Origin of the sequence: Lentzea sp. JNUCC 0626 (genome assembly GCF_043632865.1) — a bacterium.
Taxonomy (GTDB): Bacteria; Actinomycetota; Actinomycetes; order Mycobacteriales; family Pseudonocardiaceae; genus Lentzea.
This window is the reverse complement of sequence record NZ_CP171635.1, coordinates 7,945,758-7,967,013: the sequence shown is the minus strand read 5'-3', so window position 1 is coordinate 7,967,013 and position 21,256 is coordinate 7,945,758. Positions and strand designations below refer to the sequence as shown.

At 66.6% G+C, this 21,256-nt stretch carries 30 protein-coding genes; 3 read left to right on the top strand and 27 right to left on the bottom strand.

The window, feature by feature from the left end; all coding sequences use genetic code 11:
- Nucleotides 1–7: 7 nt before the first annotated feature.
- Nucleotides 8–325, bottom strand: coding sequence for a type VII secretion target (locus JNUCC0626_RS37105; protein ID WP_394615347.1), 318 nt, complete (start codon nucleotides 323–325; stop codon nucleotides 8–10).
- Nucleotides 326–399: 74 nt separating this feature from the next.
- Nucleotides 400–2,016, bottom strand: coding sequence for a type VII secretion protein EccB (gene eccB / locus JNUCC0626_RS37100; protein ID WP_394615346.1), 1,617 nt, complete (start codon nucleotides 2,014–2,016; stop codon nucleotides 400–402).
- 270 nt (nucleotides 2,017–2,286) lie between these two features.
- Between eccB and eccE the strand changes: the two genes are divergently transcribed.
- The 3 genes from eccE to JNUCC0626_RS37085 all read left to right on the top strand — a co-directional run bounded on the left by eccE (nucleotide 2,287) and on the right by JNUCC0626_RS37085 (nucleotide 6,130).
- Nucleotides 2,287–3,492: a type VII secretion protein EccE gene (eccE, locus tag JNUCC0626_RS37095; RefSeq protein ID WP_394615345.1), complete on the top strand. Its 1,206-nt coding sequence runs from the start codon at nucleotides 2,287–2,289 to the stop codon at nucleotides 3,490–3,492.
- Nucleotides 3,489–4,217 carry a hypothetical protein gene (locus JNUCC0626_RS37090; RefSeq protein ID WP_394615344.1) on the top strand — a complete coding sequence of 243 codons (729 nt, stop codon included), beginning with the start codon at nucleotides 3,489–3,491 and terminating at the stop codon, nucleotides 4,215–4,217. The genes eccE and JNUCC0626_RS37090 overlap by 4 nt, the downstream gene beginning before the upstream one ends.
- A 350-nt stretch (nucleotides 4,218–4,567) precedes the next feature.
- Entirely contained in the window at nucleotides 4,568–6,130 is a 1,563-nt protein-coding gene (locus tag JNUCC0626_RS37085) for a S8 family peptidase (protein WP_394615343.1), read from the top strand.
- Between the two features lie 584 nt (nucleotides 6,131–6,714).
- On the opposite strand, the gene truA is transcribed toward JNUCC0626_RS37085, so the two are convergent.
- The 25 genes from truA to rplP form a co-directional block, all read right to left on the bottom strand.
- Nucleotides 6,715–7,527, bottom strand: a complete 813-nt coding sequence (gene truA / locus JNUCC0626_RS37080) for a tRNA pseudouridine(38-40) synthase TruA (protein ID WP_394615342.1) — start codon at nucleotides 7,525–7,527, stop codon at nucleotides 6,715–6,717.
- Between the two features lie 56 nt (nucleotides 7,528–7,583).
- The gene (gene rplQ, locus JNUCC0626_RS37075) at nucleotides 7,584–8,141 is read right to left on the bottom strand and encodes a 50S ribosomal protein L17 (protein ID WP_394615341.1); all 558 of its coding nucleotides are present in this window, start codon (nucleotides 8,139–8,141) and stop codon (nucleotides 7,584–7,586) included.
- 44 nt (nucleotides 8,142–8,185) lie between these two features.
- The gene (locus JNUCC0626_RS37070; protein WP_030478322.1) at nucleotides 8,186–9,244 is read right to left on the bottom strand and encodes a DNA-directed RNA polymerase subunit alpha; all 1,059 of its coding nucleotides are present in this window, start codon (nucleotides 9,242–9,244) and stop codon (nucleotides 8,186–8,188) included.
- A 151-nt stretch (nucleotides 9,245–9,395) separates the two neighbouring features.
- On the bottom strand, nucleotides 9,396–10,001 hold the full coding sequence (gene rpsD / locus JNUCC0626_RS37065) for a 30S ribosomal protein S4 (protein ID WP_285643097.1): 606 nt from the start codon (nucleotides 9,999–10,001) through the stop codon (nucleotides 9,396–9,398).
- Between the two features lie 23 nt (nucleotides 10,002–10,024).
- Nucleotides 10,025–10,432, bottom strand: coding sequence for a 30S ribosomal protein S11 (rpsK, locus tag JNUCC0626_RS37060; RefSeq protein WP_033436732.1), 408 nt, complete (start codon nucleotides 10,430–10,432; stop codon nucleotides 10,025–10,027).
- 37 nt (nucleotides 10,433–10,469) lie between these two features.
- Nucleotides 10,470–10,850 carry a 30S ribosomal protein S13 gene (gene rpsM / locus JNUCC0626_RS37055; protein WP_045309821.1) on the bottom strand — a complete coding sequence of 127 codons (381 nt, stop codon included), beginning with the start codon at nucleotides 10,848–10,850 and terminating at the stop codon, nucleotides 10,470–10,472.
- Nucleotides 10,851–11,076: 226 nt separating this feature from the next.
- A complete protein-coding gene (rpmJ, locus tag JNUCC0626_RS37050; RefSeq protein ID WP_010148647.1) occupies nucleotides 11,077–11,190 on the bottom strand; it encodes a 50S ribosomal protein L36 in 114 nt (37 codons plus the stop codon).
- Between the two features lie 25 nt (nucleotides 11,191–11,215).
- A complete protein-coding gene (gene infA / locus JNUCC0626_RS37045) occupies nucleotides 11,216–11,437 on the bottom strand; it encodes a translation initiation factor IF-1 (protein ID WP_005166804.1) in 222 nt (73 codons plus the stop codon).
- Between the two features lie 123 nt (nucleotides 11,438–11,560).
- Entirely contained in the window at nucleotides 11,561–12,142 is a 582-nt protein-coding gene (locus JNUCC0626_RS37040) for a hypothetical protein (RefSeq protein ID WP_394615340.1), read from the bottom strand.
- Between the two features lie 211 nt (nucleotides 12,143–12,353).
- Nucleotides 12,354–13,136, bottom strand: a complete 783-nt coding sequence (map, locus tag JNUCC0626_RS37035; RefSeq protein WP_394615339.1) for a type I methionyl aminopeptidase — start codon at nucleotides 13,134–13,136, stop codon at nucleotides 12,354–12,356.
- 59 nt (nucleotides 13,137–13,195) lie between these two features.
- Nucleotides 13,196–13,744, bottom strand: a complete 549-nt coding sequence (locus JNUCC0626_RS37030) for an adenylate kinase (protein WP_359757727.1) — start codon at nucleotides 13,742–13,744, stop codon at nucleotides 13,196–13,198.
- On the bottom strand, nucleotides 13,745–15,055 hold the full coding sequence (secY, locus tag JNUCC0626_RS37025) for a preprotein translocase subunit SecY (protein WP_285643075.1): 1,311 nt from the start codon (nucleotides 15,053–15,055) through the stop codon (nucleotides 13,745–13,747). It lies immediately after the preceding gene.
- A 1,002-nt stretch (nucleotides 15,056–16,057) separates the two neighbouring features.
- Nucleotides 16,058–16,501, bottom strand: coding sequence for a 50S ribosomal protein L15 (rplO, locus tag JNUCC0626_RS37020; RefSeq protein WP_394615338.1), 444 nt, complete (start codon nucleotides 16,499–16,501; stop codon nucleotides 16,058–16,060).
- Complete coding sequence (gene rpmD / locus JNUCC0626_RS37015) at nucleotides 16,498–16,683, bottom strand: 50S ribosomal protein L30 (protein WP_090094710.1); 186 nt, start codon at nucleotides 16,681–16,683, stop codon at nucleotides 16,498–16,500. Before rpmD ends, rplO begins: the two co-directional genes overlap by 4 nt.
- Nucleotide 16,684: 1 nt before the next feature.
- Nucleotides 16,685–17,293, bottom strand: coding sequence for a 30S ribosomal protein S5 (gene rpsE, locus JNUCC0626_RS37010; RefSeq protein ID WP_030473451.1), 609 nt, complete (start codon nucleotides 17,291–17,293; stop codon nucleotides 16,685–16,687).
- A 34-nt stretch (nucleotides 17,294–17,327) separates the two neighbouring features.
- Complete coding sequence (gene rplR, locus JNUCC0626_RS37005; protein ID WP_090015388.1) at nucleotides 17,328–17,729, bottom strand: 50S ribosomal protein L18; 402 nt, start codon at nucleotides 17,727–17,729, stop codon at nucleotides 17,328–17,330.
- 1 nt (nucleotide 17,730) lies between these two features.
- Nucleotides 17,731–18,270, bottom strand: a complete 540-nt coding sequence (gene rplF, locus JNUCC0626_RS37000) for a 50S ribosomal protein L6 (protein WP_382409905.1) — start codon at nucleotides 18,268–18,270, stop codon at nucleotides 17,731–17,733.
- A gap of 12 nt (nucleotides 18,271–18,282) precedes the next feature.
- Entirely contained in the window at nucleotides 18,283–18,681 is a 399-nt protein-coding gene (gene rpsH / locus JNUCC0626_RS36995) for a 30S ribosomal protein S8 (protein WP_030478309.1), read from the bottom strand.
- A 121-nt stretch (nucleotides 18,682–18,802) separates the two neighbouring features.
- Entirely contained in the window at nucleotides 18,803–18,988 is a 186-nt protein-coding gene (locus tag JNUCC0626_RS36990; RefSeq protein ID WP_030473455.1) for a type Z 30S ribosomal protein S14, read from the bottom strand.
- A 4-nt stretch (nucleotides 18,989–18,992) separates the two neighbouring features.
- Nucleotides 18,993–19,556: a 50S ribosomal protein L5 gene (rplE, locus tag JNUCC0626_RS36985; RefSeq protein ID WP_330854395.1), complete on the bottom strand. Its 564-nt coding sequence runs from the start codon at nucleotides 19,554–19,556 to the stop codon at nucleotides 18,993–18,995.
- A gap of 2 nt (nucleotides 19,557–19,558) precedes the next feature.
- Complete coding sequence (gene rplX / locus JNUCC0626_RS36980; protein ID WP_090065866.1) at nucleotides 19,559–19,873, bottom strand: 50S ribosomal protein L24; 315 nt, start codon at nucleotides 19,871–19,873, stop codon at nucleotides 19,559–19,561.
- Nucleotides 19,874–19,875: 2 nt separating this feature from the next.
- A complete protein-coding gene (gene rplN, locus JNUCC0626_RS36975) occupies nucleotides 19,876–20,244 on the bottom strand; it encodes a 50S ribosomal protein L14 (RefSeq protein WP_030478306.1) in 369 nt (122 codons plus the stop codon).
- Nucleotides 20,245–20,315: 71 nt separating this feature from the next.
- The gene (gene rpsQ / locus JNUCC0626_RS36970) at nucleotides 20,316–20,597 is read right to left on the bottom strand and encodes a 30S ribosomal protein S17 (RefSeq protein WP_030473459.1); all 282 of its coding nucleotides are present in this window, start codon (nucleotides 20,595–20,597) and stop codon (nucleotides 20,316–20,318) included.
- Nucleotides 20,594–20,836: a 50S ribosomal protein L29 gene (gene rpmC, locus JNUCC0626_RS36965; protein WP_089915286.1), complete on the bottom strand. Its 243-nt coding sequence runs from the start codon at nucleotides 20,834–20,836 to the stop codon at nucleotides 20,594–20,596. Before rpmC ends, rpsQ begins: the two co-directional genes overlap by 4 nt.
- Entirely contained in the window at nucleotides 20,836–21,255 is a 420-nt protein-coding gene (gene rplP / locus JNUCC0626_RS36960; protein WP_089915289.1) for a 50S ribosomal protein L16, read from the bottom strand. The genes rpmC and rplP overlap by 1 nt, the downstream gene beginning before the upstream one ends.
- Nucleotide 21,256: the final 1 nt, after the last annotated feature.

Below are 21,256 nucleotides of genomic sequence, written 5' to 3'. Positions count from 1 at the left end.
ACAGCCCCTACCGCCGATCCGCCCGCTTGATGGCCTGCACGCTCTCGTCGTCCCCGGCCCCGTACTGCTCGGAGACCTCGTGCAGGCCCTTGGCGGCCGACTCGAGCGCGTCGCAGGCCCGGGCCAGTTGGGAGTTGAGCAGGTCGGCCGCCCGCGCGTAGGCCTGGGCCGTGCCGGCGGTTCTGCCGATCTCGCCGAACGACTGGGGGCGCAGCGGGGACACCTTCATGGTGTCCCGCACCCGCCTCAGATCGTCCGTCGTCCCGTCGATGCGGTCGGCGTACTTCTCCAACCACTCGGCGTCGACGCTGATGCGACCGGCCACAGCTGATTCCCCCTAGGACACGTCCGGGTGCGCTTTCGTCCCCTTTCGACGGTGACGCACCCGGAGCGGTTCCGCTACTTCTGCACGGCGGCCTGCGGATCCTGGATCTTGCCGCCCGGTGCCGGAATCGAGTCGTAGCTGCGGTTCGCGTCGTTCTTGTTGAGCTGCGGGCCCATCGGCAACAGGCTCAGGATCTGGTTCGGTGCCGGCGGGAACGTTCCCTCGAGACCGAGTGCCGCCGCCGTCGCCCCGTCCGGGACGCCGTAGCGGACGCCACGACCCGTCACGACCTGCACCGGCCCGGTGCCGAAGTCGTTCTTGCCCTGGCTCGCCCGCACGACCGACGCCTTGCCCGGCAGCATCAGGAACTCGTCGATGATCTCGCCGTTGGCACCGGCCGAACCGAGCTGCGCCGGGGTCATCTCCTTCGGGCCCGGCAACGCGGAACCGATCGTCACCGACGTGTGCTCGGCGCGGTTGTCGGCGGTGAAGTTCTCCGCCTTCCAGCCCAGGCACAGCACGACGTTGTTGGGGTTGGGCTCCAGCGTCGTCGGGATCTTCTGCGGGTAGGACTCAAGGACCAGCGGCTTCGCCGGGCTGCGGTGGTTCGCGACGGCGCTCGGGGAGAGCCGGATCGCGGCGCGGTTGTTCGAGTACGCGTAGCGCAGCAGGTCGCCGACCGTCTCCTCGACCGTCTGGAAACCGTCCTCCAGCGCGACCATGGACTCGAAGCCCTCCTGGCGCTCGACCTGGACGACCTCACCGATGTTGACCTTGGTCTCGGTAACGTACGTGGCCTGCTTGCCCTGGTTCGGCATGGTCGGCGCGACCAGCGGGGCGACCTCGGGGATGGCGTTGAGCAGCGCGGTGCTGATGGCGCGCGGCTTCTTGCCGGTCAGCTTGAGGGCGTTGATCACCCTGTCGTTCTTCAGGTCCACCTCGGCGCGGACGGTCGACGACGAGACGTCGCGCAGGTTCTGCGGCGTCTTGTAGATCAGGTACGCCTTCTTCGCGCCCGTGCGCTGCTGGACGAGCACGGCCTCCGCGCCCAGTTCCGCGTTGCCACCGCTGACACCGGCGATCACGGACGTCTTGATCTGGTTCTCCGCCGCCTGGTCCTCGCGGAACCGGTCGAGCTGGAGGGTGTCGCACACCGACCACTGCGCGTCGATGCGGAGTTCCGGCGCCGGCAGCACGTCCGGAGCGTCCGGCAGACCCGTGAGGCGGCCGCGCGGCAGGTTCGCCAACGCCTTCTCGCTCACCAGCTTCGGGGTTCCGCCCGCGGCGCCCTGCGTCGCGCCCGCCTGGCCGGCCGGGGCGTCGCCGCCCGCCTGACCCTGCTGCGCGTCGGGGCTGCTGCGCGAGAGCCAGAGCAGCCGGGCCGACGCCAGGTTCGTCATCGGGATCAACCGCCGGGGGGCGTTGTCCACGACGTAGACCTGGCCGGTCTCCTTGCTGATGGCGATCTGGGTCTGGTCGTCGAGCCTCGGCGCCGGGCTGAAGAGCCCGATCACGAGGAACACGATCAGACCGAGGACGCCCAGAACCACACCCACCGCTGTCGCGCGCGAGTGGGTGCTCATCGGGTCGTTGAGCATCACCGCGTCTCTGCGGACAAGTGCTGACTGCATCCGCTTCAAGACGAATTGGTAAGCCTGGACTTGTGCCTTGGTAGTGGGTGTTGATGCCATTCTCGGCTCGCTGCTCTCCCAGTCGCGGTACGGTTCGGCAGGATAGCCGGACGCAGGTTGCTCCGTGGGCCGGTTCGCCAAGCCCACCGACCATCGAGGGGAAAGAGACCACAACGGATGTCCGTGACCACTCCACATCCGCCCCGGCCCAACCCAGGGATGGCACGGCCGCAGGGACCTGGGGGTCCTGGCCAGCAGGCACCCGCGCCTCCGCGTCCGGTCGGGCGTGTCCGTCGCAGAGCCGCGGGCGTGAGCCTCGGCTCGTTGCCCGTGTCGAACGTAGTCACGATCGAGGTCGGTCTCGCCATCGCCCTCCTCGTGCTGGCGATCATGGGCGTCAAGCAGGGCACCGCGCTCAACGTCGTCTCCGTCTCGATCGCCGGCGGCGTGCTGTTCATCGCACTGATCCTGGCGTTCACTCGTTCGCGTGGTCGCTGGCTCACCCAGTGGATCGGCGTCCGCCTGCGCTACAACTTCCGGTCGCACAGCCGGACCGCACAGCGCCAGGAGCCGTCGGAGTCCAAGCCCGGTGACGACGAACTGCAGGTGCTCGGCCCCGAGGACCCGCGCGTCGCGTTGCTGCGCCTCGCGATCCCGGACCTGGTGATCGCGAAGGGCGTCGACCACGAACGCCGCCCGCTCGCGCTGTCGTGGCACGACGGCGTGTGGACCGCGGTGCTGCTGGTCGACCCGACCCCGCCGTTGATCTCCGCGGTCGGCTCGGCGCCGTCGCTGCCCCTGGGAGCGCTCACACCGTGCCTCGAGGACCGCGGCGTGGTGCTCGACGCGATCACCGTGATCTGGCACTGCTACCCCGGCAGCGCGGCACTTCCGCCGAACTCCCCGGCCGTCAGCTCGTACATGGAGGTGCTCGGCCCGCTGCCCGCGGCGGCCCGGCGCACCACGTGGATCACGGTCCGGCTCGACCCGCGTCGTTGTGGCGAGGCGATCCGGGAGCGCGGCGGCGGCGTCGTCGGCGCGCACCGGGCGTTGATCGGCGCGTTGTCCCGCGTCCGCAACGCCCTGGAGTCCGCCGGCGTCACGATCCGCCCGCTCGACTCGGACGAACTGCTGCGCGCGGCGATCTCGTCGGCGGAGCTCACCGCGGCCGTCGGCAACACGAACCCGGTGTCGTTGCGCGAGAAGTGGAAGGGCGTCACCGCGGGTGGCGTCGGCCACGCGAGCTACGCGATCACCGGCTGGCCGACCAAGGGCCTCAAGGGCAACCTCAACGCCCTGACCGGTGTGCGCGCTCTCTCGTCCACCCTCGCGATGTCCATCTCACCGTCCCGTGAGGACGGTCAGGTGTCGTTGCGCGGCCTGGTCCGGGTGAGCGCCCGCACGCCGAGCGAACTCGACCGCGCCGAGGACCAGCTGTCGAAGATCGGCGACAAGCTCGACATCACGCTGACCCCGTTGCGGGGCATGCAGCTCGCGGGCCTCGCCGCGACGCTGCCGCTCGGAGGTGTGGCATGAGCTCCTCGTCCCGTCTGCTCGACGCCCGCGGCCGCGGCGCGGTGGCACCGGAGTTCCTGGTGTCGCCGAACATGCTCGACCTGGTCAGCCCCAGCGGCGACCGCGGCGGCATGATGCTCGGCCAGGGCACCAAGGGCGAACCGCTCTCGGTGTCGGTCCTGCGCCCGACCCCGACCCGCATGGTCGTGGTCGGCGGCCTGTACCTGGCCCGCCAGATCGCGTTGCGCGCCATGGCGACCGGCGCGTGGATCATCATCGCGACCGGCCGCCCCCAGGCCTGGCAGCCGGTTGTGCGCGCGGCGGGCCAGGGCCCGGACGGCCGTCCGTCTCAGTTGGTGCAGCTGCGCCGACTGTCCCCGGCGGACCTGCCGCGCCCGACCGAGGACATGCCGCTGCTCGTCATCCACGACGGCGGCCACGTCCCGCAGGAGCTGTTCCCGCCCCGCGCCGCGTGGCAGACCACGATGTACGTCCTGCCGTACCTGCACCCGCAGGCGTCGTCCACGGCGAACAACGCGGACCTCGTGCTGCTGCAGCGCCTGCCGATGGGCCAGGCCCAACTGGCGGGCCAGATGTGGCGGCTGCGCCCGCAGATGTTCCAGCAGCTGACGCAGCTCAAGGACGACCAGGTCATCGCGATGGGCCAGGACATGTGGGCGCACCTGCGCCTCTACACGACCCCGGCCGAACAGCAGATCCTGGGAGCCGTCCGCAGGGGCGATTGAGCTGTGCTTGTCGGCCGCTGCTCCGCAGACGGCGACGAGTTCGTCGAGAAGTCGGTCGTCCGGCCACCGCTTCGGCCCGAATCGCCTTCGGCGGTTGACCCGAAGAGGCGACCGGACGACCGACACGAACTCGCTGGACTGAATAGGCGAAACATGCGCCCCGAACGGACAACCGTTCGGGGCGCAATTGTTTTGTAAAGAGATCAGCGGCACCAACTAATTCACAGGCCGAAGCAAATCTGTTGATTCGCCATTCGAACGCATTTGCGTGGACCACCTTGTGTGAAATCAGTCCGCACCACTAAGAAAATTCTCACCTGCACAACCCTGCGACGAGGGAGCTTGCTGCTATGGGAGAATCGTGGGCCAGACGCGCGGGTGGAATCGGACTGGTGGCGGGCACTGCGCTCGTCCTCTCGTCCGTCTCCGCCACCGCTGCGCCCGAGGGGGAGATTCGCAACCTCGGTGCGCCGAACTCGGTGAAGGACAGCTACATCGTCGTGCTGAAGGACGTGAGCACGGCAAGCGTGGAGAACCTCAGCGCTAAGTACGGCGCCACCGTCAAGCACACTTACAGGTCCGCTTTGCGCGGTTTCTCGGCAACGATGTCAGAAGCCCAGGCGAAGCGTCTCGCCGCCGATCCGAGCGTCGACCACGTCACGCAGGACGGCGAGGTCCGCAAGGCCGACACGCAGACCCCGACCCCGTCCTGGGGCCTCGACCGCATCGACCAGCGAGCACTCCCGCTGGACAACAGCTACACCTACCCGAACCGCGGCGCGGGCGTCACCGCGTACATCATCGACACCGGCATCCGCTTCTCCCACAACGACTTCGGCGGCCGCGCCGTATCCGGCACCGACACCGTCGACAACGACGCGGACGCCTCGGACTGCGACGGCCACGGCACCCACGTCGCGGGCACCGTCGGCGGCACGAAGTACGGCGTCGCCAAGGACGTGAAGCTGGTAGCCGTCCGAGTCCTCAACTGCTCGGGCTCCGGCACGTTCGCGGGCGTCATCGCCGGCATCGACTGGGTGACCGCAGACGTCCAGGCCAACCCGACCCGCAAGCCCGCGGTGGCCAACATGTCCCTGGGCGGCGGCGCCAACGCGGACGTCGACGCAGCAGTCCAACGCTCCATCGCCGCAGGCGTGACCTACGGCCTGGCCGCAGGCAACGGCTTCGGCGCCAACGCCTGCAACACCTCCCCGGCCCGCACCCCGGAAGCCATCACCGTGGCCTCCACCGAACGCACGGACGCCCGTTCTTCGTTCTCGAACATCGGCACCTGCGTCGACATCTTCGCCCCGGGCACCGCAATCACCAGCGCCTGGCTCACCAACGACGACGCCACCAACACCATCGACGGCACCTCGATGGCCACGCCCCACGTGGTAGGCGCAGCAGCCGTCTACCTGGGCTCCAGCCCCACCGCCACCCCGCAGCAGGTCCGGGACGCCCTCGTTGACAACGCCACCTCCGACGTCGTCACCAACCCCGGCACAGGCACCCCGAACAAGCTCCTCCACATCACCGGCACGGCCCCGGGCAACCCGCCCGGCCAGTGCCCGGCAGCAACGAACGACACCGACACCCCCATCCCGGACGCCAGCGAGGTCAAGTCGGCCATCACCATCACCGACTGCAACGGCAAGGCCAGCGCCACCGCCACGGTGAAGGTGGCCATCAAGCACACCTACCGAGGTGACCTGGACCTGGCCCTGATCGCCCCCTCAGGCGCAGTGAAGGTCCTGAAGGTCCCCAACGGCTCCGACAGCGCCGACGACCTGGCCGCGACCTACAGCGTGAACGTGGCCACCGAGGACGCCAACGGCACCTGGCAACTCCGCGTCCGTGACAACTACCGCCAGGACACGGGCTACATCGACTCGTGGACGCTCCACATCTAGTCCCTGACCAAGCCGCACCACCGATTGGAGCCCCCGGCACCCTGGCCGGGGGCTCCGCCCATGTCCGGAGAAGGAAGGGACAGGGCACCGAGCCGGGGCGCAAGCGCTTGGCAACGGCGGCAGATGGGCGGACAGGCGACGGGAGGTGGGCAAGGGGCAAGCAGGCGGCCGGGAAGGCGGTGACCCGACCCGACACGGCGAGGCCGAAGGCGAGCCGACCCGACGGCGAAGCCGAGGCGTCTTGGTTGTTGCTCTTGCCTTTAGCCAAGAGGGCCCGGCGGTGGGGTCCCGTCACGAGTCGCACCACAGCTCTTGCTGCATGCCTGGAGGGGTGTCAAACCGCCACGCTTTTCGGCGGTTTGACACCCCTCCAGGCATGTGGCCCGCTCTTGGTGCGACTCGTGACGGGACCCCACCGCCAACGCAACCAAACTACGAAACAGGCAGCCGCCCAACACAAACAGGCGTGCCATCAACCCGCGAGCGGCGCGGAGCCCCCCGATCAGATTGCCGGGGGTCTGGGGGCAGAGCCCCCAGGGGGAAGCACGCAACAGAACGGACCGCCCGCAACAGGGGAACGCGACTCAAGAAGACAACGTACGAACCCGCCGAGTCGCCTCAGCCCGAGCAGCCAACTCCGAATCCGACGGAAAGTCCACCCGCACCAACGACAACCCATGCGCCGGAGCCACAGTCACCCCACTGGCACGCCCACTCAACGACAACAGCGAGGCAGGCCAGGAAACAGGCTTCCTTCCCTCCCCCACCGCCAACAACGCCCCGATCAACGACCGAACCATCGAGTGACAGAACGCATCAGCAGAAACAAACGCCGTGATCACGCCATCGCCAACGCCATCGCCATCGCCAGCAGCCCGAACCAACTCAAGCCGCTGCAGTTCCCGAATGGTCGTAGCCCCGTCCCGCCGCTTGCAAAACGCACAAAAGTCGTGCTCCCCCAACAACAACCCAGCAGCAACGTTCATCGCCGAGACGTCCAGCGGACGAGGCCAAGCCAGGGTGTCCAACCGCCGCAACGGATGCGCACCGAACTCGGCATCCGCAACCCGGTACTCGTAGTGCCGCCGCAACGCAGAAAACCGAGCGTCAAAGTCAAAAGGCACCACAGAAGCCGAAAAAACCCGAACATCCGAAGGCAACGCCCGGGCCAGCCGCTTGGGCAACCCGGCAACATCAACGGACACGGGAAGATCAGCATGGGCGACCTGACCGGAGGCGTGCACGCCAGCATCGGTCCGCCCAGCAACAGTCAGCGAAACATCCTCGCGCAACACCATGGACAACGTGTCCTCGAGGACGCCACAAACAGTCCGACGGGAAGGCTGCCGAGCCCACCCCGAAAAGTCAGTCCCGTCGTACCCCAGATCGAAGCGCACACGAACGAGCCCGCCGCCCCCGGAACCGGGAACGACGGGCTCGTCAGCGTTCAGACTCAGGACTTGTCCTTGGCGGACTCGTCCTTGGCCTCGTCGGCCTTCTCCTCGGCCTCGACGGCCTCAGCGGTCGGCTCGCCGTCAACCTCGACAGCGTCCTCGGCCTTGGTCTCGTCGGCCTCGACGACAGCGGCCTCGGCCGGCTTCTCGTCCTTGGCGAACTTGGTCTTGCGCGCAGCCTCGGCCTCGGTGGAGACGAGCTTCTGCTGCACCAGCTCGATGATGGCCATGGGGGCGTTGTCGCCCTTGCGCGCCAGCGTCTTGGTGATGCGGGTGTAGCCACCGGAACGGTCGCTGAAGAACGGACCGATCTCGGCGATCAGCTTGTGCACGACGTCCTTGTTGCGGATCACCTTCATGATCTCGCGACGGTTGTGCAGGTCGCCGGCCTTGGCCTTGGAAATGATCTTCTCGGCGTACGGACGCAGCCGCTTCGCCTTGGCCTCAGTGGTCTTGATCCGGCCGTGCTCGAACAGCGCCGTCGCCAGGTTGGCGAGCAGCAGCCGCTCGTGTGCCGGAGACCCACCGAGCCGTGGGCCCTTGGTAGGGGTGGGCATCGCTTACTCCTGTAACTGAAAGAGATCCTCTGGCTCTGAGAGCGTCAGAGCTGCTCGGTCTCCGCGTAGTCCTGACCGTCGTCGTGCGGGTCCAGGCCAGTGCCGGCGCCCCAGCCCGTGTCACCGGGGTGGTAGTCGGCAGCAGCCGCGGACGGGTCGAACCCAGGAGGCGAGTCCTTCAGGGCGAGGCCGAGGCCGACGAGCTTCATCTTGACCTCGTCGATCGACTTCGCACCGAAGTTGCGGATGTCCAGCAGGTCCGCCTCGCTGCGCGACACGAGCTCGCCGACGGTGTGGATGCCTTCCCGCTTCAAGCAGTTGTAAGACCGGACCGTGAGGTCCAGGTCCTCAATAGGCATCGCGAACGCGGCGATGGTGTCGGCTTCGGCCGGCGACGGGCCGATCTCGATGCCCTCGGCGTCGATGTTCAGCTCGCGAGCGAGGCCGAACAGCTCAACCAGGGTCTTGCCCGCAGAGGCAACCGCGTCCCTCGGGGTGATCGAGGGCTTGCTCTCCACGTCGAGGATCAGCTTGTCGAAGTCCGTGCGCTGCTCGACACGAGTCGCCTCGACCTTGTACGTCACCTTGAGAACCGGCGAGTAGATCGAGTCGACGGGGATGCGGCCGATCTCGGCGCCCGCCTGCTTGTTCTGGACAGCCGGGACGTAGCCGCGACCGCGCTCGACGACGAGCTCGATCTCCAGCTTCCCCTTGCCGTTCAGGGTCGCGATGTGCAGGTCGGGGTTGTGCACGGTGACACCGGCCGGAGGCACGATGTCGCCCGCGGTCACCACACCGGGGCCCTGCTTGCGCAGGTACATGGTCACCGGCTCGTCCTCTTCGGACGAGACGACGAGCTCCTTGAGGTTCAGGATGACGTCGGTGACGTCCTCCTTCACCCCGGGAACCGTGGTGAACTCGTGCAGCACGCCGTCGATGCGGATGCTCGTGACAGCAGCACCGGGGATCGACGAGAGCAGCGTGCGGCGGATCGAGTTGCCGAGCGTGTAACCGAAGCCCGGCTCCAGCGGTTCGATGACGAACCGGGAACGGGTCTCGGAGACCGCTTCCTCGGCGAGCGAGGGGCGCTGGGAAATCAGCACTGGGTTCTTCCTTTCAGCAACGACGCCCGCTATTTGACGCCGTCAACAACAGCCAGCCACGAAGACCGGCAAACGCACTCGGCACACCCTTCGCGCCGATGCGGGACCCGACCCGAGCCACCGTCCAAAGCAGACAGTGGCTCGGAGAGGATCACTTCGAGTAGAGCTCGACGATGAGCTGCTCGGTGACAGGCGTGTCGATCTGCGCGCGCTCGGGCAGCTGGTGCACGAGGATGCGCAGGTTCGAGGGAACGACCTGCAGCCAAGCCGGAATCGGGCGGTCACCGAAGGACGCGCGCGCAGCCTCGAAGGGCAGCGTGGGCATGGACTTCGGCTTCACGTCGATGATGTCGAACTTCGACACCTGGTAGCTCGGGATGTTGACCTTGTGGCCGTTCACGATGAAGTGACCGTGGCTGACCAGCTGGCGAGCCTGGCGACGCGTGCGGGCGAGGCCCGCGCGGTACACCACGTTGTCGAGGCGAGCCTCGAGGATCTGGAGCAGGTTCTCGCCGGTCTTGCCGGGGCGGCGAACCGCTTCCTTGTAGTACCGGACGAACTGCTTCTCCAGCACGCCGTAGGTGTAACGAGCCTTCTGCTTCTCCTGGAGCTGCAGCAGGTACTCGGACTCCTTGACGCGGCCGCGACCGTGCTGGCCGGGCGGGTACGGACGGCGCTCGAACGCCTGGTCCCCACCAACGAGGTCAACCTTGAGGCGACGCGAGATGCGCGTCGCGGGTCCCGTATAACGAGCCATGAGTTCTTACTCCTCCCCGTTCCTCAGACCCGGCGCCGCTTGGGCGGGCGGCAGCCGTTGTGGGGCTGCGGGGTCACGTCCTGAATGGTGCCGACCTCGAGACCGGCGGCCTGCAGCGAACGGATCGCGGTTTCACGGCCGGAGCCGGGACCCTTCACGAACACGTCCACCTTGCGCATGCCGTGCTCGGCGGCCTTGCGGGCGGCGTTCTCGGCAGCCATCTGCGCCGCGAACGGCGTGGACTTGCGCGAGCCCTTGAAGCCTACGTGGCCGGCGGACGCCCAGCTGATCACGTTGCCCATCGGGTCGGTGATCGACACGATGGTGTTGTTGAACGTGCTCTTGATGTGCGCCTGGCCGTGCGAGACGTTCTTCTTTTCCTTGCGCCGGACCTTCTTGACCCCGGCGCCCGTGCGGGACTTGGGTGGCAAAACGAACTCCTAAGTTGAGGGCAGTAGACGCGAGGTCTTACTTCTTGCCGGCCTTCTTCTTGCCGGCCACGGTCTTCTTCGGACCCTTGCGGGTACGGGCGTTCGTCTTCGTGCGCTGTCCGCGAACGGGCAGGCCGCGACGGTGCCGAAGACCCTCATAGCAACCGATCTCCATCTTGCGACGGATGTCGGCCGCGACCTCACGGCGAAGGTCACCCTCGACCTTGTAGTTCGTCTCGATGTGGTCCCGCAGCTTGGCGAGGTCGTCGTCCGTCAGATCCTTCACCCGGAGGTCCGGGGAGATCTCCGTGGCGGCGAGCAGCTCCTTGGAGCGCGTACGACCGATGCCGAAGATGTAGGTGAGCGCGATCTCCATCCGCTTCTCGCGGGGGAGGTCGACGCCAGCGAGTCGTGCCATGTGGCGGTTAACTCCTGTCGTTTGACTTCCAGGTCTGCTCCTCGCCCAATTCCGGTGACTGACTCGCTGTGTGTCATGTCCGGCTGCTCTCACAGCCGGTGTCCCGGCCCCGGCCTGGAATCCGGGGGTGTCCGCACGCTGGAAAAGCCCAGCGTGCGGTAGGTGCGAGGAGTGTCTCGTTACTGCGTCATCGAAGAGGATCTCGACGAGCGCGAGGTGGAACTGCTCAGCCCTGGCGCTGCTTGTGGCGCAGGTTCTCGCAGATCACCATGACCCGGCCGTGACGGCGGATCACCTTGCACTTGTCGCAGATCTTCTTGACGCTCGGCTGAACCTTCACGCCTGAGATCTCCTGCTACTGGAGGTCACTTGTAGCGGTAGACGATGCGCCCGCGGGACAGGTCGTAGGGCGAGAGCTCCACGACAACCCGGTCCTCAGGGAGGATGCGGATGTAGTGCTGTCGCATCTTGCCGCTGATGTGCGCGAGTACCTTGTGACCGTTCTCCAACTCGACCCTGAACATCGCGTTGGGGAGCGGCTCGACTACGCGGCCCTCGACCTCAATGGCCCCGTCCTTCTTGCCCATGTCCTCCGCGTTTCGTGACGGTGGTAATAACCTTTGGACGCGCGCCACCCCGGCTCGAATCTCACCTCGGAGGGCATGACTGAACCGGCGCGACTGGTGCGCCACCTGACCAGTGTACGCAGTTCACTGCGGCAACCCAAATCGGGTCCGCTCAGGGCCGGTGTGCGGCTGCGTGGCCCGCTCCAGCACGGGCTTGAGCCGCGCGATGTCGTTGATCTCCGCCTCGTGGGTGCCGAGCACCGACTTGAGCGTTCTGAGGCGTTGCGTGGCGGTCCGGACGCCGTACCCGGTGTCGTCAGAGCACCGCTGAGCTGCGTTGTCGAGCGCGCGGTCGCCCTTGCCGAAGCCGTAGCCCTCGATGGTCGGTTCGCCCGGACCGGGGTGGTTGAACCCTGCGCGGTCGAGGCAGTGCCGCAGCATGGACTCGATGGCCCGCGTCTCGGCGGCCTCGGGCCCGCTCTTCAGTCGCACGTCCCACTCGCGGACAACGGTGTCGTGCAGTGCCGTGATGCGATTCACGGCGTCGACGTACTCCCACGGCGCTGATGCCCTCGTCGAACCGCCACAACCGCCGTCGACGGGCACGGGCGGGCTGACGAAGTTCGGGCTGACGACGTTGACGTCGCCGAACGGCGGATCGCAGTGCTCGACCGCCGCGATGGTGTCGGCCAGGAAGATCCGGTCGGCGATCCGCGTCGCCGGCACGTCCTGGTAGGTGAAGTCGGTGGCCGGCTTAGAGGCAGCACAGCCTGCTAGCGGAATCAGTAGGGCGGACAGGACGAAACGGGTTACCCCCACAATGCCCCCAAGCATTGGACTCGCTCGTCACTTCGACCGTATCCGTTCCGGCAAACGAATTAGCCCCGTTCGCCTGAGGGCAGAACGGGGCTGATCCGAAAAACGGGGTGTGGTGCGGCTAGTCCTCTTCGGGCGCGGTGAGCACCCAGGGGCCGTCCTCGGTGATCGCGACGCTGTGCTCCCAGTGCGCGGCACGGGTGCCGTCGAGCGTGACGACGGTCCAGCCGTCCTCGAGCTCCTGGGAGTCGTCGGTGCCGAGGGTGAGCATCGGCTCGATCGCGATGGCCATGCCGACCTTGAGCCGGGCACCGCGGCCGGGCTTGCCGTAGTTCGGCAGGAACGGGTCCATGTGCATCTTGGTGCCGATGCCGTGGCCGCCGTAGTCCGCGACGATGCCGTACTCGATGCCGTCGCGCTCCCCCGACTCGATGGCGGAGGACTCGATGGCGAACGAGATGTCCGTGAGCCTGCCGCCGGGCACCGCGGCCTCGATGCCCGCGAGCATCGACAACCTGGTGGCCTCGGACAGCTTGTGGTCCGCGGGCGAGATCTCGCCGACGCCGACCGTCACGGCCGAGTCGCCGTGCCAGTCGTCGAGGATCGCGCCGCAGTCGATGGAGATGAGGTCGCCCAACGCCAGCACCTGGGTCTTGCTGGGGATGCCGTGGACGATCTGCTCGTTGACCGAGGCGCAGATGCTCGCGGGAAAGCCGTGGTAGCCCTTGAACGACGGGATGGCGCCGGCGTCGCGGATGGTCTGCTCGGCGATCTCGTCGAGCTCCCACGTGGACACACCAGGCTTGACCGCGGCCACCACGTTCTTGAGGGCCCTCGCCACGACCAGGCCGGAGGCGCGCATGGCCTCCAGCTGGCCGGGGGTCTTGATCTCGATCTTGCTCATGCCTTCACGATCTTTTGCACGTGTGACGACAGCGCGGAGCTTCTGGAGAAGCCCGCTCGTCACTTCTCGTTCAGCGCGGCGAGTGCCCGTTCGCTGATCTCGTCGATCTCACCGACGGCGTCGATGGAGATGACCTTCTCCGCGTAGTAGCTCAGCAGCGGCGCGGTCTCGTTGCGGTACACCTGCTGGCGGTGCCGGATGACGTCTTCCTTGTCGTCCGTGCGCCCGCGTGCGAGCAGCCGCTCCACCACGACGTCCTCGTCGACCCGGAACTCCAGCACCGCGTCCAGCGAGTGGCCGCCGACCGCCAGGAACTCGCCCAGCTTGTCGGCCTGGGCGACGTTGCGGGGGAACCCGTCGAGCAGGAACCCGTCCGCCGCGTCGGCCTCGGCCAAGCGCTTGCGCACCATCTCGTTCGTGATGGAGTCCGGCACGAGAGCGCCCTCGTCGAGGATGCTCTGCACCTCCAGCCCGAGCTCGGTCTGGTTGCTGATGTGTGACCGGAAGAGGTCGCCCGTCGAGATGTGCGGCACGCCGAGCTTGCGGCTCAGAACTTCGGCCTGGGTGCCCTTGCCCGCGCCGGGCGGGCCAACGAGAACGAGTCGCATCTAGCGGAGGAACCCTTCGTAATTGCGCTGCATGAGCTGGCTCTCGATCTGCTTCACGGTGTCGAGACCGACACCGACCATGATCAGAACCGCGGTACCGCCGAACGGGAAGTTCTGGTTCTGGCCGTCACCGGTCAGATCCAGGAACAGGTTCGGCAGGATCGCCACGATGCCGAGGTAGAGCGAACCGGGGAGCGTGATGCGACCCAGGACGAACTTGAGGTACTCGGCGGTCGGGCGACCAGGTCGGATGCCGGGGATGAAGCCACCGAACTTCTTCATCTCGTCAGCGCGCTCGTCCGGGTTGAACGTGATGCCGACGTAGAAGTACGTGAAGAAGACGATCAGCAAGAAGTACGTGGCGATGTGCACCCAGCTCGACTGCTTGACCAGGTAGGTCTGCACGAACGAGGAGAACCAGTTCGGCTCGGTGGAGGAGCCCTGGGTCAGGCGCACGATCAGGTCCGGCAGGTAGAGCAGCGACGAGGCGAAGATGACCGGGATGACGCCGGCCTGGTTCACCTTGAGGGGAAGGTACGTCGACGTACCGCCGTACATGCGGCGGCCGATCATGCGCTTGGCGTACTGCACCGGGATGCGACGCTGGGCCTGCTCGACGTAGATGACGCTCGCGATGATGATCAGAGCCGCGACGACGACAAGCGCGAAGGTCAGCTTGTCCTTGTCGAGGATGTTCTTGCCCTCGGCGGGGATGCGGGCGGCGATACCGGTGAAGATCAGCAGCGACATGCCGTTGCCGATGCCCTTCTCCGTGATCAGCTCACCCAGCCACATGATGACCGAGGTACCGGCGGTCATGGTGATGACCAGCACGATGAGGGTGAAGATGCTGTCCTTGCCGGGGATGACGTCCTGGTCGCACTCGCCGAAGAGCTGCCCGCGCACCGCCAGCGCCACGAGACCGGTCGACTGCAGAATGGCCAGACCGATCGTCAGGTAGCGCGTGTACTGCGTCAGCTTGCCCTGACCGGCCTGTCCTTCCTTCTTCAACTGCTCGAATCGCGGAATCACGACGGTGAGCAGCTGAATGATGATGCTCGCGGTGATGTAGGGCATGATGCCCAGCGCGAACACCGAAAGGTTGAGCAGAGCACCACCGCTGAACAGGTTGATCAGCGAGTAGATGTTCTGGCCTTCGAGCGCTTCGGCACACGCCCGCACGTTCTTGAAGGACACGCCCGGCGCGGGCATGGTCGCACCAAGCCGATACACAATGATGATCCCGAGCGTGAACAGGATCTTCTTGCGTAGATCCGGCGTCGCGAGAGCCGAGCGGAATGCGCCGAGCACGCGAACCTCCTGAGCGTTGCCGACCCCCAGGGACCGGCACATGCGGTAGTTGGCAGGCCGAGTCAGGTAGCCACGACCAAGCAACCCGGAGGACATCCGGGTTCAGCCCGCGACTCTAACAGCCCTCCCGCACCACCCCGTACCCAGCGCCCAATCACAGGTTCCAACTCGTTGATCACTGCCCGCTCCACTAGCCCATCCGGGGTACCGCAACCCCGAATTCCGTGCTACGACCACCCAAAACGCCGCCCAAGAACGCCCCGCCAGGCCACAAAGTTCCCGCAGAAATCCCCGCAGAGCGAACCCGGACCGTTCCATCGAACCGAGACGAACTCGCGGCCAACTGGGGCCACAGCCGAGCACGCCGAAGGGGGCCGGGGCCGGGGCCGCGCGGGAGATGAGGTCGGCCGAGGGGCCGAGGGGGCGAGGGCGGAGTGGGGCCGGGGCGAGTGGGGAGGGCGCAGGCGAGAGGCGCAAGGCAGCCGAGCGCTCGGTGGCAATGCGCTCGGCCACTGTGGCTTGAGGAGATGCGAAGCCGAAGGCGAGCCCGACAGAGCGAACGCATCGCGACGGCGCAGCCGAGCTCTAGCCCCAACCGCAGTCGCGAACGCAAGGCGACCACCGTCTTGGCTCAGGCGCGCGGTGCCAACCGCCAGCCACCAACACAAACCCCACCACCTACGAATCCTGGCGTGGCGACGCGAAGCGAGCCCGAACGGGCTGCTACCTGGTTGGGAGCCGGCTACGCCGTTCATGGCGATTGGGGCTTTACCTTGAGGGGCGGGATGCCAACCTGTCCGGTCCGGCCGGGGCGCTTTCAACCCCGGCCTTTGAGGCCGCGAACGCATCCCGCCAGAGGCTCAAGGTCAAGCCCCAATCGCAACCCACTTCGTCCGTCTCGACCTGCCGGACCACCCTCGCAACCGCAGCCCAACCAACAAAACGCAAAGCAAAAGGGCCCCGAGGCAAAAGCCCCGGGGCCCTTCAAACGCAAACTACGCGTCAGGCCGAGATCGTGGAAGAACCACCAGCAGCAGCCAGCTTCTCCACAGCGGACTTGGAGAACTTGTCCGCGGTCACGTCCAGCTTGATGCTGACGTCACCATCGCCCAGCACCTTGACGAGCGAGCCCTTGCGGACCAGCCCGGCCAGCACCAGCGCGGGAACGTCCACCGAGCCGCCCTCCGGGAAGGAGGCAGCGATGGCGGAGACGTTCACGACCTGGTACTCGGTGCGGAACGGGTTCTTGAAGCCCTTGAGCTTCGGGAGCCGCATGTGCAGCGGCATCTGGCCACCTTCGAAGCGCGGCGAGACGTTCTTGCGAGCGCCCGTGCCCTTCGTACCGCGGCCGGCGGTCTTGCCCTTGGAGCCTTCACCACGACCGACGCGGGTCTTGGCGGTCTTGGCGCCGGGGGCCGGACGCAGGTCGTGAATCTTGATGGTCACGACTGGACCTCCTCGACAACAACCAGGTGACGCACGGCGTTGATCAGGCCGAGCACCTGGGGGGTGTCCTCACGCACGACCGACTGACGGATCTTGCGCAGCCCGAGGGTGCGCATCGACTCGCGGTGGTTGTGCTTGGTACCGATGGTGCTGCGGACCTGGGTGATCTTCAGCTGCGCCATGTCACACCCCCTGGCCCGCGCGAGCGCGGATCATGCCGGCGGGGGCGACGTCCTCGAGGGGCAGGCCACGACGGGCCGCGACCTCTTCGGGACGCTGCAGGCCCTTGAGGGCCGCCACGGTCGCGTGCACGATGTTGATCGCATTGTCGGAGCCGAGCGACTTCGACAGCACGTCGTGCACGCCGGCGCACTCGAGGACGGCGCGGACAGCGCCACCCGCGATGACACCGGTACCGGCCGAGGCCGGACGCAGCAGGACCACACCAGCGGCCTTCTCACCCTGGACCGGGTGGGGGATGGTGCCGGCGATGCGCGGGACGCGGAAGAAGTTCTTCTTCGCTTCCTCGACGCCCTTGGCGATGGCCGCGGGAACTTCCTTGGCCTTGCCGTAGCCGACGCCCACCATGCCGTCGCCGTCGCCCACCACTACGAGAGCGGTGAAGCTGAAGCGACGACCACCCTTGACCACCTTGGAGACGCGGTTGATCGCAACCACGCGCTCGAGGTGGGGGGTCTTCTCCTGGGCCGCGCCGCCGCGGCCGCCGTCACGACGGTCGCGGCGCTCTCCGCGCTCGCCCCCGCCGCCTTCGCGACGCGTACGTCCTGGCATCAGGCGTCCCTCTCAATTCCGGTGATGATCATTGTCAGAACTCCAGCCCCGCCTCGCGAGCGGCGTCAGCCAGAGCAGCGATCCGGCCGTGGTACGCGTTGCCACCGCGGTCGAACACGACCGCCGTGACGCCGGCGTCCTTGGCGCGGGCCGCGGCCAGCTGGCCGACCTTGGCCGCACGGGCCTTCTTGTCGCCGTCCAGGGCACGGACGTCGGCCTCCATGGAGGAAGCGGACGCGATCGTGTGGCCCTTCAGGTCGTCGATGATCTGCACGGTGATGTGCTTCGACGAACGGTGCACGGCCAGGCGCGGACGCTCGGCGGTTCCGTTGACCTTCTTGCGGAGGCGGAAGTGGCGACGGGCCTTCGCAACACGACGCCTGGTGGAGATGTCCTTGCCCACCGGCTTGCGCTTCGTAACAGTCGACTCGCTCATGTCACTTACCCGTCTTTCCGACCTTGCGACGGATCTTCTCGCCCGAGTAGCGGACGCCCTTGCCCTTGTACGGGTCGGGCTTGCGCAGCTTGCGGATGTTGGCGGCAACCTCACCGACCAGCTGCTTGTCGATACCCGAGACGGAGAAGCGGGTCGGGGTCTCGACCGCGAAGGTGATGCCCGCGGGGGCCTCGACCTTGACGGGGTGCGAGTAACCGAGCGCGAACTCGAGCTCAGAGCCCTTGAGCGCGACGCGGTAACCGACGCCGTGGATTTCCATCTTCTTTTCGTAGCCCTGGGTCACGCCGACGACCATGTTGTGCACGAGCGTGCGCGACAGGCCGTGGAGTGCGCGGTTGCGGCGCTCGTCGTTCGGGCGCTTGACCTCGAGCGTGCCGTCCTCAGCCTTCTCCAGGCTGATCGGCTCAGCGATCGTGATCGTCAGGAGGCCCTTCGGACCCTTGATGCTCACGTCCTGGCCAGCGATGTTCACGTCGACCCCGGAGGGGACAATGATCGGCTGCTTACCGATGCGCGACATGTCTACTCCCCCTTACCAAACGTAGGCGAGGACTTCTCCGCCCACGCCTGCCTTGTTGGCCTGGCGGTCGGTCATGAGACCGCCAGAGGTCGAAATGATCGCCACGCCGAGGCCACCGAGAACTCGGGGCAGGCCAGTGGACTTCGCGTACACGCGCAGACCGGGCTTGGACACGCGGCGGAGGCCGGCGATGCTGCGCTCACGGTTCGGGCCGTACTTCAGCTCGACGACCAAGTTCTTGGCCACCTCGCCGTCCTCGTCGCGGTACGAGGCGATGTAGCCCTCGCGCTTGAGGATCTCGGCGATGTTCGCCTTGATCTTGGAGTGCGGCATCACGACCTTGTCGTGGTAAGCCGAGTTCGCGTTCCGCAGACGAGTGAGCATGTCTGCGATGGGATCGGTCATCGTCATGGTGACCTGGTCAACCTTTCTCGCTGCGGTTCACCGGCTCAGGGTCCAGACCCGCCCTCCCAGGTGTTGGGAGGGCAGGACGGTCGTGTGCGGGCCTACAGCGAAGTAATGGAGCTTGGAATTACCAGCTGGACTTGCTCACGCCAGGCAGCTCACCGCGGTGAGCCATCTCGCGCAGGCAGATCCGGCAGAGGCCGAACTTGCGGAACACCGCGTGGGGGCGGCCGCAACGCTGGCACCGGGTGTAACCCCGGACCTTGAACTTCGGCTTCTTCGCGGCCTTGTTGATCAACGCCTTCTTGGCCATCGACTCAGTTCTCCTTGAACGGGAAGCCCAGGTGCTTCAGCAGCGCCCGGCCCTCCTCGTCGTTCGTGGCGGTGGTGACGACGGTGATGTCCATGCCGCGAGGCCGGTCGATAGCGTCCGGGTCGATCTCGTGGAACATCGACTGCTCGTTCAGACCGAACGTGTAGTTGCCGTTGCCGTCGAACTGCTTGCCCGACAGGCCGCGGAAGTCGCGGATACGGGGCAGCGCGATCGTCAGCAGACGGTCGAGGAACTCCCACATGCGGTCGCCGCGCAGCGTGACGCGCGCACCGATCGGCATGCCCTCACGCAGCTTGAACTGCGCGATGGACTTGCGGGCCCGACGAACCTCGGGACGCTGGCCGGTGATGATCGAGAGGTCCTTGACGGCACCCTCGATCAGCTTGCCGTCACGGGCGGCGTCGCCGACACCCATGTTGACGACAACCTTGACGACGCCCGGGATCTGCATGACGTTGGCGAAGGAGAACTGCTTCTGCAGCTCGCCCTTGACCTCGTCGCGGTAGCGCGTCTTGAGCCGCGGGATGATCTTCTCTGCGGTAGTCATGATCAGATGTCCTTCCCGTTACGACGGGAAATGCGGACCCGCTTGCCCTCGTCGTTCGTCCGGTAACCAACACGGGTCGGCTTGCCGTCCGAGTCGACCACCATCACGTTGGAGACGTTGATCGGGGCTTCCTGGGTCACGATGCCACCAGACTGCGCGCCCCGCTGGGTCTGCGTGATCTTGGTGTGCTTCTTGATCCGGTTGACGCCCTCGACCAGGACCTTGCCGTTCTCCGGGTAGGCCTGGATGACCTTGCCCTTGGCGCCCTTGTCCTTGCCGGCGATAACGACGACCGTGTCGCCCTTCTTCACCTTCATGGTCAGAGCACCTCCGGAGCCAGCGAGATGATCTTCATGAACTTCTTGTCGCGCAGCTCGCGCCCGACCGGGCCGAAGATGCGGGTGCCGCGGGGCTCGTTGTCGTTCTTGATGAGCACGGCGGCGTTCTCGTCGAAGCGGATGTACGAGCCATCCGGACGACGGCGCTCCTTGACGGTGCGGACGATGACGGCCTTGACGACGTCACCCTTCTTCACGCCGGCACCGGGGATCGCGTCCTTGACGGTCGCGACGATGATGTCGCCGATGCCCGCGTAGCGGCGACCCGAACCACCGAGAACACGGATGCAAAGGATTTCCTTCGCACCGGTGTTGTCGGCGACACGAAGTCGCGACTCCTGCTGAATCACTTACCTGCTCCTTGACCATTCCTGGCCCGCCGGATTTCCGACCCGACGGGCTCGGTCTGTCTAGAAAGGACTTACTTGGCCTTTTCGAGGATCTCGACGAGGCGCCAGCGCTTGGTCGCCGACAGGGGTCGGGTCTCCATGAGCAGGACGCGGTCGCCGATGCCCGCCGCGTTCTCCTCGTCGTGCACCTTCACCTTGGTGGTGGAGCGCATGATCTTGGAGTAACGCGGGTGCTTCTTGCGGTCCTCGAGCGCGACGACGATCGTCTTGTCCATCTTGTCGGACACGACGAGGCCCTCACGGACCTTGCGGTCGTTGCGCTTCTCGGTCTGAACTTCGTTGCTGTCGGTCATGCCGCACCCTCACCAGTGGAATCCGGCGAAACGGAGAGCCCGAGCTCCCGCTCCCGCATCACGGTGTAGATCCGGGCAATGTCATGCCGGACCGTGCGCAGACGCCGGTTGTTGTCGAGCTGGCCCGTGGCCATCTGGAAGCGAAGGTTGAACAGCTCTTCCTTCGATTCCTTCAGACGCAGCACGAGCTCTTCCTCGGTGAGCTCACGCAGCTCGGAAGCGGTGGTACCCGCTGCCATCAGAACTCACCACCCTCACGCGTAACGATGCGGCACTTCATCGGGAGCTTGTGGATCGCGCGGCGGAGCGCCTCGCGAGCGACCTGCTCGTTCGGGAACGCCATCTCGAAGAGGACGCGACCCGGCTTGACGTTGGCCACCCACCACTCCGGCGAACCCTTACCGGAACCCATGCGGGTCTCGGCCGGCTTCTTCGTCAGCGGACGGTCCGGGAAGATGTTGATCCAGACCTTGCCGCCACGACGGATGTGACGCGTGATGGCGATACGAGCGGACTCGATCTGCCTGTTGGTGACGTACGCCGGCTCCAGAGCCTGGATGCCGAACTCACCGAAGGTGACCTTCGTGCCGCCCTTGGCAGCACCCGACCGCTTGGGGTGGTGCTGCTTGCGGTGCTTGACCCTACGAGGGATGAGCATG

Excerpts from the sequence above, each read along its gene's own strand:
- eccB (WP_394615346.1), bottom strand. The coding sequence starts at position 2,016 with ATGGCATCAACACCCACTACCAAGGCACAAGTCCAGGCTTACCAATTC.
- JNUCC0626_RS37090 (WP_394615344.1), top strand. The coding sequence starts at position 3,489 with ATGAGCTCCTCGTCCCGTCTGCTCGACGCCCGCGGCCGCGGCGCGGTG.
- JNUCC0626_RS37085 (WP_394615343.1), top strand. The coding sequence starts at position 4,568 with ATGGGAGAATCGTGGGCCAGACGCGCGGGTGGAATCGGACTGGTGGCG.
- rplQ (WP_394615341.1), bottom strand. The coding sequence starts at position 8,141 with ATGCCCACCCCTACCAAGGGCCCACGGCTCGGTGGGTCTCCGGCACAC.
- rpsD (WP_285643097.1), bottom strand. The coding sequence starts at position 10,001 with ATGGCTCGTTATACGGGACCCGCGACGCGCATCTCGCGTCGCCTCAAG.
- rpsM (WP_045309821.1), bottom strand. The coding sequence starts at position 10,850 with ATGGCACGACTCGCTGGCGTCGACCTCCCCCGCGAGAAGCGGATGGAG.
- infA (WP_005166804.1), bottom strand. The coding sequence starts at position 11,437 with ATGGGCAAGAAGGACGGGGCCATTGAGGTCGAGGGCCGCGTAGTCGAG.
- map (WP_394615339.1), bottom strand. The coding sequence starts at position 13,136 with ATGAGCAAGATCGAGATCAAGACCCCCGGCCAGCTGGAGGCCATGCGC.
- JNUCC0626_RS37030 (WP_359757727.1), bottom strand. The coding sequence starts at position 13,744 with ATGCGACTCGTTCTCGTTGGCCCGCCCGGCGCGGGCAAGGGCACCCAG.
- rpmD (WP_090094710.1), bottom strand. The coding sequence starts at position 16,683 with ATGGCGCAGCTGAAGATCACCCAGGTCCGCAGCACCATCGGTACCAAG.
- rpsE (WP_030473451.1), bottom strand. The coding sequence starts at position 17,293 with ATGCCAGGACGTACGCGTCGCGAAGGCGGCGGGGGCGAGCGCGGAGAG.
- rplR (WP_090015388.1), bottom strand. The coding sequence starts at position 17,729 with ATGAGCGAGTCGACTGTTACGAAGCGCAAGCCGGTGGGCAAGGACATC.
- rplF (WP_382409905.1), bottom strand. The coding sequence starts at position 18,270 with ATGTCGCGCATCGGTAAGCAGCCGATCATTGTCCCCTCCGGGGTCGAC.
- rpsH (WP_030478309.1), bottom strand. The coding sequence starts at position 18,681 with ATGACGATGACCGATCCCATCGCAGACATGCTCACTCGTCTGCGGAAC.
- JNUCC0626_RS36990 (WP_030473455.1), bottom strand. The coding sequence starts at position 18,988 with ATGGCCAAGAAGGCGTTGATCAACAAGGCCGCGAAGAAGCCGAAGTTC.
- rplE (WP_330854395.1), bottom strand. The coding sequence starts at position 19,556 with ATGACTACCGCAGAGAAGATCATCCCGCGGCTCAAGACGCGCTACCGC.
- rplX (WP_090065866.1), bottom strand. The coding sequence starts at position 19,873 with ATGAAGGTGAAGAAGGGCGACACGGTCGTCGTTATCGCCGGCAAGGAC.
- rpsQ (WP_030473459.1), bottom strand. The coding sequence starts at position 20,597 with ATGACCGACAGCAACGAAGTTCAGACCGAGAAGCGCAACGACCGCAAG.
- rpmC (WP_089915286.1), bottom strand. The coding sequence starts at position 20,836 with ATGGCAGCGGGTACCACCGCTTCCGAGCTGCGTGAGCTCACCGAGGAA.
- rplP (WP_089915289.1), bottom strand. The coding sequence starts at position 21,255 with ATGCTCATCCCTCGTAGGGTCAAGCACCGCAAGCAGCACCACCCCAAG.